At 71.1% G+C, this 10276-nt stretch carries 9 protein-coding genes; 5 read left to right on the top strand and 4 right to left on the bottom strand.

Going from position 1 to position 10276, the window contains the following annotated elements:
* Nucleotides 1-93 precede the first annotated feature (93 nt).
* From ABT300_RS24460 to ABT300_RS24450, 3 genes are all read right to left on the bottom strand, one after another.
* Entirely contained in the window at nucleotides 94-1434 is a 1341-nt protein-coding gene (locus ABT300_RS24460; RefSeq protein ID WP_351679384.1) for a M14 family metallopeptidase, read from the bottom strand.
* 565 nt (nucleotides 1435-1999) lie between these two features.
* Complete coding sequence (locus tag ABT300_RS24455; protein WP_351679381.1) at nucleotides 2000-3259, bottom strand: hypothetical protein; 1260 nt, start codon at nucleotides 3257-3259, stop codon at nucleotides 2000-2002.
* 89 nt (nucleotides 3260-3348) lie between these two features.
* Complete coding sequence (locus tag ABT300_RS24450; RefSeq protein WP_351679378.1) at nucleotides 3349-3858, bottom strand: SigE family RNA polymerase sigma factor; 510 nt, start codon at nucleotides 3856-3858, stop codon at nucleotides 3349-3351.
* A gap of 120 nt (nucleotides 3859-3978) precedes the next feature.
* Between ABT300_RS24450 and ABT300_RS24445 the strand changes: the two genes are divergently transcribed.
* Nucleotides 3979-4347 carry a hypothetical protein gene (locus ABT300_RS24445; RefSeq protein ID WP_351679376.1) on the top strand — a complete coding sequence of 123 codons (369 nt, stop codon included), beginning with the start codon at nucleotides 3979-3981 and terminating at the stop codon, nucleotides 4345-4347.
* A 304-nt stretch (nucleotides 4348-4651) separates the two neighbouring features.
* Nucleotides 4652-5254 (top strand): hypothetical protein, encoded by a 603-nt coding sequence (locus ABT300_RS24440; RefSeq protein WP_351679373.1) that lies wholly within the window; start codon nucleotides 4652-4654, stop codon nucleotides 5252-5254.
* Nucleotides 5255-5327: 73 nt separating this feature from the next.
* Here the strand turns inward: ABT300_RS24440 and ABT300_RS24435 are convergent, their stop codons facing one another.
* A complete protein-coding gene (locus tag ABT300_RS24435; protein WP_351679370.1) occupies nucleotides 5328-7055 on the bottom strand; it encodes a chitinase in 1728 nt (575 codons plus the stop codon).
* A gap of 250 nt (nucleotides 7056-7305) precedes the next feature.
* Between ABT300_RS24435 and ABT300_RS24430 the strand changes: the two genes are divergently transcribed.
* From ABT300_RS24430 to ABT300_RS24420, 3 genes are all read left to right on the top strand, one after another.
* Nucleotides 7306-8175 (top strand): hypothetical protein, encoded by an 870-nt coding sequence (locus ABT300_RS24430; RefSeq protein WP_351679367.1) that lies wholly within the window; start codon nucleotides 7306-7308, stop codon nucleotides 8173-8175.
* Nucleotides 8176-8298: 123 nt separating this feature from the next.
* Nucleotides 8299-9006, top strand: coding sequence for a Flp pilus assembly protein CpaB (cpaB, locus tag ABT300_RS24425; RefSeq protein WP_351679365.1), 708 nt, complete (start codon nucleotides 8299-8301; stop codon nucleotides 9004-9006).
* 13 nt (nucleotides 9007-9019) lie between these two features.
* The gene (locus tag ABT300_RS24420; RefSeq protein ID WP_351679362.1) at nucleotides 9020-10276 is read left to right on the top strand and encodes a CpaE/TadZ family protein; all 1257 of its coding nucleotides are present in this window, start codon (nucleotides 9020-9022) and stop codon (nucleotides 10274-10276) included.

Genomic DNA, 10276 nt, shown 5'->3' with positions numbered 1-10276 from the left:
CGACGGCTCCGAGGCGGCCGAGGCGGCCGAGGTCTCGGACGCCGACGTCGAGGCGCCGGCGTCCGGGAAGGCCGACCGGCCGCAGACCGCGGACTAGCCGCAGTACTGCGCCTGCTTGCCGATCGAGCGGTACATACAGTCCGCGTTCTCCAGCAGTTGCAGCACCGCGTCCCGGTTACGGGAGGTCTCCCGCTCGATGACCTCGTCGGGCGGGTAGAAACCGCCTCCCGAACCGGACGACGGGTACATCTCGAAGGTGTACGAGAAGATCCTCTGCGTTCCCCAGAGGTAGTCGTCGATCGAGCCGTCGGTGATGTACAGGTCGCTGGACTGCTCGGCGGTGTACCCGTTGCTCGCGGCCATCTTCCGGCCGACGGCCTTGAACGCGGCGTTGTCGTCCGCGCTCATCCCCGTCGCCGTGTCCGCGTACGTGTAGCCGAACGGCCACAGCACCAGCTCACTGTAGGTGTGGAAGTCGATTCCGGCGGTGATCTGCTGCCTGCCGCCCACCACCCGGCTGCGCACGAAGTCGGCGACGACCTTCACCTCGGGCGCGGACTCGGCGGACGCGCCCCGGTAGGTCTCGGACGACCTGGTGCCCGAAGATCCTCCGCAGCAGCCCCACTTGAAGTCCCAGTTCCGGTTGAGGTCCGTCCCGACGTACGAGGAACCGGAGTTGGGCTGCCGGTTCTTGCGCCATGACCGGTAGGAGCCGGTGGCGATGTCGTACTCGCCGCCGTCCGGGTTGAGGTCGGGGACGATCCAGATCTCGCGGCCGTCGACCATGTCGGTGATCCGGGAGTCGGTGCCGTACCCGGCGCTCAGCTCGCGCATCAGGTACAGGGCCATCTCCACGGTGAGGTGCTCGCGGGCGTGCTGGTGATGGGTGAACAGCACCTCCGGCTCGGCCTCGTCGACGGCCACGTTGTCGCTGATCTTGACGGCCACGATGTCCCGGCCCTGGTAGGACCTGCCGATGACCCGCTTGCTCATGATGTCCGGGCGGGCGGCGATGCGCTGGTCGATCTCCGCCGTCATCTCCGCGTAGTTGTGGTACCGGGAGTCCGCGGACGGGAAGTCGAAGAGCCGTACCTCGTCCTCGGCGACCCGGTCCGGCGCCGCGCCGAGCGGCGAGACCGCGTACCCCTGGGCGCGCAGCTTCCCGATCTGCTCGGCCCGGCCGGAGACCACGACGGTCTCCTCGTCGGCCTCGTCCACGCTCACCCCGGAGGCGGCGATCGCGGTGCGCAGCTGCGGGGTGCTGTGCCGGACGTGGATCTCGTACTGGCGGACGTCGTCGGCGGACGGCGCCGGCTTTCGGGCGCCGCCCGCCGACGCGTCGGTGACGGCCGAGAACGGTGCGGCCAAGGCGAGGGCCAGCAGGGCGGCGAGGACGGTGCTTCTCGCGCCGCTGCCGCGGGTGCGCAGTCGCATGAACGCTCCTGGTGGGGAGTCGGAGTGTGTGGGGGCGTGCACTTCGCCGGTGCGCCTGGTGTGCGGCTGCCGCACATCGTCGATGCATGGCATGAACAGGTCAATAGGTAACGGGTGGCAAAGGGGCGATGGCCAAAAACGTGCGCAAAACGACGTATGACCGGCCGCGAAGTGTATGTGCGCACGCACCCGCCGAAAGTGATCACACGCGAGGGCGGACTGCGCACATCAGGTGGAGATCGGGCAGGCGCTCGTGCCGGACCGGCCGCTTCGCGCTTTCTTGACCCTCATGGCGGCCCCCACGGGACCCCCCACAGGCCCCCACAGGCCCCCACGGGACCCCCGCTGGCGCTGGCGGGACTGCTGTTCCTGGTGCTGTGCGTCAAGCAGATCCGGGACCAGCCCTGGTCGGAGTTCTTCTGACCCCGACCGGGCCCCGCGGAGCCCCCGTTGAACCCCGCGGAGCCACAGCCGGCCCCCGGCCCGCGAGGCCCCCGGGCCGCGCCCCTGCCGGCGCGTGCCGGCGCGTGCCCGGGCGGGGCCTCGCGCGGCCCGTGGCGGCCCGTCAGTCCACGGCGCTCCGCCAGCGCGGGCTGAGCGCGATCGTCCGCAGCTGCTTGACGGTCAGGGCCGGCTCGGCGCGGGTCGCCGCCTTGTTCTGGTCGGCGGTGTTGAAGGCGCTGACCACCACCCGCAGGCCGTCCTTGCGCAGGGTGTCGACGGTCCACATCACGACCCCGGCCCCGCCCTTCTCGCCCGGCCCCTGGTGGACGGCGACCCGGGTGCCGTCCTTCAGGGTCTCGGAGCCGTCGCCGAACAGCTCGTCGGCGACGTCGGACATGGCCGGCTGCACGTTGACCTGGACCAGGCTCCTGCCCTTGCCGTCGTCGACGATCATGTATCCGAACCCGGTCTCCTGGCTGCCGTACGAGACGCGCTTCAGGTTGTCCGGCAGCAGGAGACTGAGCTTGCGCAGGATGACCCAGCCGGCCATCTCCGCGGGCCGGGCGGACGCGCTCGCGGCGGCGGTCGGCCGCTGGTCCAGCGGGATGGCGTCCACGATCCGGCGCCACTCCGGGGCCGCGGCGAGCGTCCTCAACTGCGTCGTCGACAGCGGGGGTTCGGGGCGGGTGACCGGCTTGCCCTTCTCCGCCGCGGCGTTCCACTCGATGACGCTGACACGTTGTCCGGCGGGAGTTACCAGGTCGGCCCCCCACGCCTTGGTGTCCTCACGGCGGTCGGGGTACTCGTAGCCCTGGTAGACGGTGACCGCCGACCCGTCGGGCAGCACGTCGGTGCGGCAGCTGTCGAATCCCGTCTGCCCGCCGTCCGAGCAGGGCATGACGGCTGTGACGGGGTCGAACCCCTTCGTGTCCGTCCGGACGCGGTCCAGGCCGACGGAGACGGCCCCCTCGCCCTTGCCGTCGTCGAACACGCCCAGCGCGAGCGGCGGCAGATCTCCCGTCGTGCCGCGCGCCTCCGTCTTGGTCAACTTGCCCTTCGGCAGCAGCTTCCTGAGCGTGCGGAACACGTCGTCGGCCGAGTACGCCGTCGGCTTGGCGCTGCCGCTCGCGGCGACGGAGGCGGGCTTCACAGGAGCGGGCGAGTCGTCCCACGGCGTCAGCAGCGTCCCGCCGACCCCCACGAGGGCCAGACCGGCCGCGCCGCCCGCGACGGCGGCCCTGCGCCGCAGCCGCAGCCGGCGCCCGCGGGCCTGGCCGGCGGCGGCGAGCGCGCCGCCCTGACCCTCGAAGGCGCCGCCGGCCTCGTGCAGGGCGGCGGAGAGCCGCTCCTCGAAGGGATCGCTGTGCTGGTCTACGGGCATGGTGAACACCGTCTTCCGCGTGGGATGGAGTGAAGTACCGGGTGACGAGTGGAGCGGGCGAGTCGACCCGCCCCTGCGGGTCGGACGGTTCAGGGCCGGGCGTACTCGCTCATGTCCTCTCCGAGCAGCTGCCGCAGGCGTCCGAGGGCCCGCGAGCAGCGCGTCCGCACGGCAGCGGAGCTGGCGTTCATCGCGTCGGCGGTCTCCTCGATCGAGCGGTCCTCCCAGTACCGCAGCACCACGACGGCCCGGTCCTTGGCGGGCAGCCGCCCGAGAGCCTGCACGAGCGTCAGCCGCAGCGAGGAGTCGGAGCCCATGCCGTCGGCCACGTCGGGGAACACGTCCACGGCCTGCTCGCGGCTGCTCCGCTTGCGCTGGTGCGCGAGGAAGGTGCGGGTGAGGACGGTCTGCGCGTACCCGGCCGGGTTGTCGACCCGGGACACCCGCCCCCAGCGGACGTACAGCCTGCCGAGGGTCTCCTGAACCAGATCCTCGGCGAGGTGCGTGTCCCCGGCGGTGAGCAGACACGCCGACCGGTACAGATGCCGGGCACGCGCCGCCGCGAACTCGGCGTACTCGTCCGCGCGGACCTGCCCCATGTGTGTGCCCCCTGTGTCGCTCGCCGTGTCGCCCTCACTTCACTGATGCGGTGGGGCACGGTAAATGTTTCAGGGGGATCCGAAAGAGGTTGCCCGACCCCCGCCGGGTAGGTTTCCGCTGTGACAGACCAGCCGCCGCCCACCCCGCCGCCGCCCACCCCGCCGGGGTTCGGCCCGCCCCCGCCGCAGTACGCCCCGCAGCAGTCGGCCGGCCCGGACTTCACGGCCGTCGACAAGCACAACGCGGTCGTCGTGGACGCGGCCGGCGTCGCCTTCGAGATGTACGACATCACCGTCGACTTCCCCTGGTCCGAGATCCGCAGCGTCCACTACAAGGCGAGCCCCAACGGCAAGGCGCTCATGGTCGCCGTGGTCCACGTCGACGGCCGGGTCTACGAGTGCGTCGTCACAGCCAAGCCGAAGGACCGCCTCCAGACCTGGTTCCCCCACCTGGCCTGGGTCCTCGCCCACTACCGCCCGACAGGCTGACGCCACCCCGGCCACCCTCTCGCCCATCCGTCCTCCTAGTGCTGTGACCGCGAGGGTTCACCGGTGTCGACGCAGACGATCACTGATTAGACTCCGTGCGATTCGCTGTTCGAGTGCGGGGAGCTGCATGTCGTCCTACCGGGGCAGTCGTTTCTCCATTGCCGCTGCAGTCAGTGCTGTGCTCACTCTTGTCGGCGGCTGCGCTTCAGGAGGGGGCGACACGGCTGACGAGTCCGCGTCGTCGTCTCCTGTCCCGTCGCCGAGGCCGTCGGCTACTGTGCGGCGGCCCCTCACTGCTGCGGAGTTGGCGGCAGCGCTTCCCGAAGAAGGCGCTCTGCCGGGCTACAGGGTCACCAGCGCGCCTGAGACGAAGACCGGCGGCGAGAAGTCCGATCACAGCGTGCGGCCTGCCGCATGCCAACCGCTTGAGGATGCCAGGTCTCGCGTCTTTGCCGACTCGGTGGCCAGCGCCTGGGTCAACATATCCGCCCAGGAGTTCGCCCCGCCGACCGAGACCCTTACCTTCACCAGCTATCGCTCCCGAGGCGCTGGCGCGTACCTCTCCTCCTTGGACACGGCGCTCGACACATGTCCGTCGCTGTCCTTGCTAAGCCGCTACGGCGACCGCGTGGATGTGGGCGTCGAACGAGTCAAGGACCAGGTATCGGTGGGTGACGCCTCGGTGAGCTTCCGGATGCACTGGGCTTTGAATGTCGACGGGTTCAAGTCAGAGACATATTCCCTGGTCACAACTGTCCGCTCAGGAGAAGGGACCATCACTGTCGTATCGGACAGCAGTGTCGGTAGCCAACTCTCTGACGCGAAGAAGCGCGCATTTGTCCCGAAGCTGGACCAGCAGCTACTGGAACGTCAAGCCGACGCCCTCGGTGAAGCACAGCGCAGCTGAGCTCCCACTTCCCCAGCGAAGGAGCCTCAGCCGAGGCTCCCCCGCTGAGGCTTCCCCAGCGAAATGATCTGGCTTACGGCAGACCGTGTACGTGCGGGCCCACCGCCGACGACCAGGCGTTGCCCGCGGTCGCGTCCCAGTTGGTCGACCAGGTCATCGCGCCGCGCAGGGCGGGGTAGGTCTTCGACGGTTTGAAGGAACCGCAGGCGGACCCCTTCGTCAGGCAGTCCAGGGCGTTGCCGACCACCGTGGGGGAGACGTAGCCGCTGCCCGCGCCGCGGGTGGAGGCCGGCACGCCGAGGCCCACCTGGGACGGGGACAGGCCGCCCTCCAGCTGGATGCAGGCGAGCGCGGTGAGGAAGTCCACCGAGCCCTGCGAGTACACCTTGCCGTCGCAGCCCAGCATGGAACCGCTGTTGTAGTACTGCATGTTGACGACCGTGAGGATGTCCTTCACGTTCAGCGCCGTCTGGAAGTAGGCGTTCGACGTCGACTGCATGTCGATCGTCTGCGGCGCCATCGTGAGGATCATCGACGGGCCCGCCTTCGCGGACAGGGAGCGCAGCGCCTGCGACATGTACGTCGCGTTGAGGCCGTTCTCCAGGTCGATGTCGACGCCGTCGAAGCCGTACGTCTGCATCAGCGCGTACACCGAGTTCGCGAAGTTCGCCGCGGAGGCGGAGTCGTTGACGGAGACGGAGCCCCGCTCGCCGCCGACCGAGACGATGACCTTCTTGCCGGCGTTCCGCTTCGCGCGGACGTCCGCCTTGAACTGGTCGACGGTGTAGCCGTTCAGACCGGCGGAGTCCAGGGCGAAGGTCACCGCGCCCGGTGTCGTCGTCGCGTCCGCGAAGGCCACGGCGATGATGTCGTACTGGGCGGGGACGTCCGAGATGCGCTGGACCGCGGCGCCGTTGTTGAAGTTCTGCCAGTAACCGGTCACGGCGTGCCGGGGCAGTGAGCCGCCCCCGGTGTCACCGGTCGGGGCCGTCGTGCCGGTGACCGTCGCCGACCTCGCCGACTCGCCGGCCGCGTTGACCGCCGTCACCTGGAAGCCGTACGACGTGGACGCCGCGAGCCCGGTCACCGTCGCGGACGTGCCGGTCGCCGCCGCCACCTGCGTGCCCGCGCGGTAGACGCGGTACCCGCTCGCGCCGGAGACGGCGTTCCAGGCCAGGGAGACCGACGACGACGTCGTGCCCGAGACGGTCAGGCCCGCCGGTGCGGACGGGATCGTGGGCGCGGGGTCGCCGCCCCCGCCGCCGTCGGGGCCGTAGACCGAGACGTCGTCGGCGTAGTAGGCCGCCTGGCCGTACCAGCCGTGCGTGTAGACCGTCACGGACGTCGTCGCGGAGCCCGTGGTGAAGGTCGTCGTCAGATGCTTCCAGGACGAGGCGTCGGGCGTCCACGTCGAGACGTCCGTGGCGCCCGTGCCGGTCACGCCGAGGTAGGCGTAGCCGCCCTGCACCCAGGCGCCGAGCGTGTACGTCGAGTTGGGCTTCACGGCGACGGTCTGGGAGCACCGGGCGTTGTCCTGGCCGGCCGGGGTCGCCTTCAGCGCGGCCGCGCCGCCGTGCACGGGCGAGGAGACGGCGGCGCCGCTGCCCGCGGAGCAGCTCCAGCCGGTCAGTCCGGACTCGAAGCCGGCGTTCTTCGCGTTGTCGACGTCCGCGGCGGACGCCTGAGCCGCGCCCGCCAGGGTGAGGGCCAGCGCGAAGGTCACCGCGCCCGACCACAGTCGTGTCGATCGTGGGGCCGGTCCGCGTGGACATCGTCGTGTCGATCTTTTATGTGGGGACATGACAACAAGTTGGTCCAGACCAATTCCGTTGTCAAGAGGTCGTCGCCGAGTCCGCTTGTGGAGGAGCGGTGTGCGTAACCTGCCCCGGTTTGACAGGACTTGCGCGAAGAAGAGTTGCCAGGCAGCTACGGAAAGCTGTTCTCCGGCCACAGGGGCGTGGATACAGTGCTGAGGTAGTCACGCAATGAAGTCACCCCGGTGCACCGGAGTAGCGCCGGTGGACCGGACCGCGGGAATCGGGGAGCTGCGCGTGCCAACAGCCATTGCCGTGACCGGAGCCGACCTGGCGCTGTCGCCGCAGGACGAACGCACCCTGCCCGCCGCCGTGCTCGACGGCCTGGACCAGCAGCCGCTGGAGGACGCCCTCGCCGCCGTCCAGTCGCTCGTCGACCAGCACGGGCATCTGATCGTGGTGTACTCGCGTGCCGTGCCCACCGCCGTGGAGCAGCGGCTGCACATCATCCGCTCGCTCCTCGAGAGCGACCGCATCGCCCTCTTCCGCCCCGACCTCCCTCCGCTCGCCGTCGCCGTCCTGGTCCGCCAGTTGCGTCAGCTCGCCTCCTGCGACCTCGGGCCCGGCGTGCTCGCCTCCGCCGGCCGGCTGCTCACCCACTATCTCCACGCGGGCGCCCTCCTCGGCTCGGTCGCCCGGCTCGACCGGGTGCCCGGCGTCGGTCTCAAGTCGCACGCCCGGTCATGGGTGCCCGGCAGCCAGTTCGGCGTGCTGGCCCACCCCAAGCCGGAACTGGTGAAGGCCACGCCCGAAACGGTGTTGCCGGGACCGGAGTTCGGCACCTGGCTGCTCGTCGCCCGCGGACACCTGCAGTCCGACTGGGTCACGGACGTGCTCGCCCCCGCCTGGCGGGTGCAGGGACTGCGGGAGACGGAGCTGCCCGCCGAGTCCGCCGACTGGTGGGGCACCGGCAAGGCGATCGAGTTCTGCGCCTACCTGCCCGACCTGTCCGTCCTCTACCAGCTGGTCGCCTCGGTCCGCCAGGGCGTATGCCACTGGTGCGGCATCGACGTCATCGGCGACCGCTGCGTCTTCTGCTCCGCCACCCCGCCGTCCGCCTCCGAACTCGCCGTCCGATCCGCCCGCGAGCTCACCGCGGGCGGCTGAGGCAACCCGCTCCGCCCGCTCCCCACGCTCCGCCCGCTCCGCCTGCTCTGCTCGCTCCGCCCCTTCCTTCCCTTCCCTTCGTTCCGTCCGCCCGACCCGACTCCCGACGAGGTTGTACGGCTCATGAACTCCCGTCAGCGCCGCGGCGTGATCCTGCTCATCCTGTCGATCGTGTGCGCCCTCGGCGCCTTCGCCGGCGTCCTCTCCGTCATCGACGACGTGAAGTCCAAGGTCGGCCCGGAGGTCACCGCGTACGAGCTGCGCTCCGACGTCGCGCCCTACACCGCCCTGAGCGCGGGCCAGTTCAAGAAGATAGAGATGCCGCAGCGCTGGCTGTCCGAGAACGCCGTCACCGACCTGGCCGCCATCCGAGGCAAGATCGCCGTGACGACGCTGCGGAAGGGCTCCCTGCTGCAGAGCGACATGATCGTCGACCAGCCCGCCCTCCGACCGGGTCAGCAGGAGGTCGCCATCATGATCGACGCGGCGACCGGCGTGGCCGGCAAGATCACCCCGGGGGCGTCCGTCAACGTCTACGCCACCTTCGAGGGCGCCCGCGACAGCGACCCCGACCAGTCGAAGATCATCGTCACCGACGCCCGGGTCCTCGACGTCGGCGAGCTGACCGCCCTCGAGCCGGACGAGAAGAACCGCAGCCAGTCGCCCAAGGACGCGGTGCCCATCACCTTCGCGCTGTCGACCCTCGACGCCCAGCGCATCACGTACGCGGAGTCGTTCGCCAAGCGCGTCCGCCTCGCCCTCGTCGCGCCCGGCGGCAGCGCCACGGTCCCCGACAAGGACCGTACGTACGAACTCGCCACGGACAAGTGAGAGGCCGCCGCCCATGCCCACGAGGATCCTCCCGGCCGTCGGCGACGCGGACGCGGTCCGTTCCCTCACCACGCTGCTCAGCCAGCTCCCCGACGCCGAGCCGGTCGCCCCGGTCGCCGACTCCACCCAGCTGGTGGACACCCTCGCCCGGCTCGCCGCCGAGTCGGTCGACGAGCTCCCCGAGGTCGTCGTCGTCCACGAGCGCATCGGCCCCGTGCCGGCGCTGGAACTCGTCCGCGAGGTCGCCCTGCGCTTCCCGGCGGTCGGCGTCGTCCTCGTCACCACCGACGTAGGGCCCGGCCTCTTCGCCGCCGCCATGGACGCCGGCGCCCGCGGCCTGGTCACCCTGCCGCTGAACTACGAGGACCTCGCGAACCGCGTGCAGGCCGTCGCCACCTGGTCGGTCGGGGTACGACGGCATCTCGGCCACGGCGGCGACGTGTTCACCGGCGTGGGCGGCACCGTCGTCACCGTGAGCGGCGCGAAGGGAGGGGTCGGCGCGACCCTCACGGCCGTCCAGCTCGCCCTCGCCGCCCAGGCGTCCGGCCGTCCCACCGCCCTCGTCGACCTCGACCTCCAGGCCGGCGACGTCGCCTCCTACCTGGACGTCCAGTTCCGCCGTTCAGTCGTCGACCTCGCCGCCATCGCCGACATCTCGCCCCGCATCCTCGCCGAGGCCGTCTTCCGCCACGACAGCGGAGTGGCGCTCCTGCTCGCCCCCGGCGAGGGCGAACGCGGCGAGGAGGTCACCGACCGCGCCGCCCGCCAGATCCTCGGCGCGCTGCGCTCCCGCTACGAGGTCGTCGTCGTCGACTGCGGCGCGCAGCTGGCCGGCGCCGGCGCCGCCGCCGTCGAACTCGCCGACCGCGCGCTGCTCGTCACCACCCCGGACGTGGTCGCCGTGCGCGGCGCCAAACGCACCGTGCGCATGTGGGACCGGCTGCAGATCCGCAAGGCCGAGGAGACGACCGTGGTCGTCAACCGCAACAGCCGCAGCACGGAGATCCAGCCCCCGCTCATCCAGAAGATCACCGGCGCGGCCGTCGCCGCGACCACGGTGCCCGCCAACTTCCGCGAACTCCAGGGCGCGGTCGACGCCGGCCGGGTGGACGCCCTCGACGCCAAGGGCGCCGTCCGGCAGGCGCTCTGGGCGCTCGCGGGCGAGCTCGGTCTGGTCAAGGCCGCGGAGACGGCCCTGGTGCGCCGCGGCGGCGGACGCGCGCGCGGCGCGGACCGGGGACCGGCCGGGTTCCGGCGGCGGAGGGAGTGA

The organism is Streptomyces sp. NPDC001027, from assembly GCF_040299045.1.
Classification (GTDB): Bacteria; Actinomycetota; Actinomycetes; order Streptomycetales; family Streptomycetaceae; genus Streptomyces.
The sequence above is the reverse complement of the archived record's forward strand: the minus strand, read 5'-3'. Positions and strand labels throughout refer to the sequence as shown.

Coding starts and splice junctions, on each gene's coding strand:
- ABT300_RS24435 (WP_351679370.1), bottom strand. CDS start 7,055: ATGTCCCCACATAAAAGATCGACACGACGATGTCCACGCGGACCGGCC.
- ABT300_RS24450 (WP_351679378.1), bottom strand. CDS start 3,858: ATGGGGCAGGTCCGCGCGGACGAGTACGCCGAGTTCGCGGCGGCGCGT.
- ABT300_RS24455 (WP_351679381.1), bottom strand. CDS start 3,259: ATGCCCGTAGACCAGCACAGCGATCCCTTCGAGGAGCGGCTCTCCGCC.
- ABT300_RS24420 (WP_351679362.1), top strand. CDS start 9,020: ATGCCCACGAGGATCCTCCCGGCCGTCGGCGACGCGGACGCGGTCCGT.
- ABT300_RS24460 (WP_351679384.1), bottom strand. CDS start 1,434: ATGCGACTGCGCACCCGCGGCAGCGGCGCGAGAAGCACCGTCCTCGCC.
- cpaB (WP_351679365.1), top strand. CDS start 8,299: ATGAACTCCCGTCAGCGCCGCGGCGTGATCCTGCTCATCCTGTCGATC.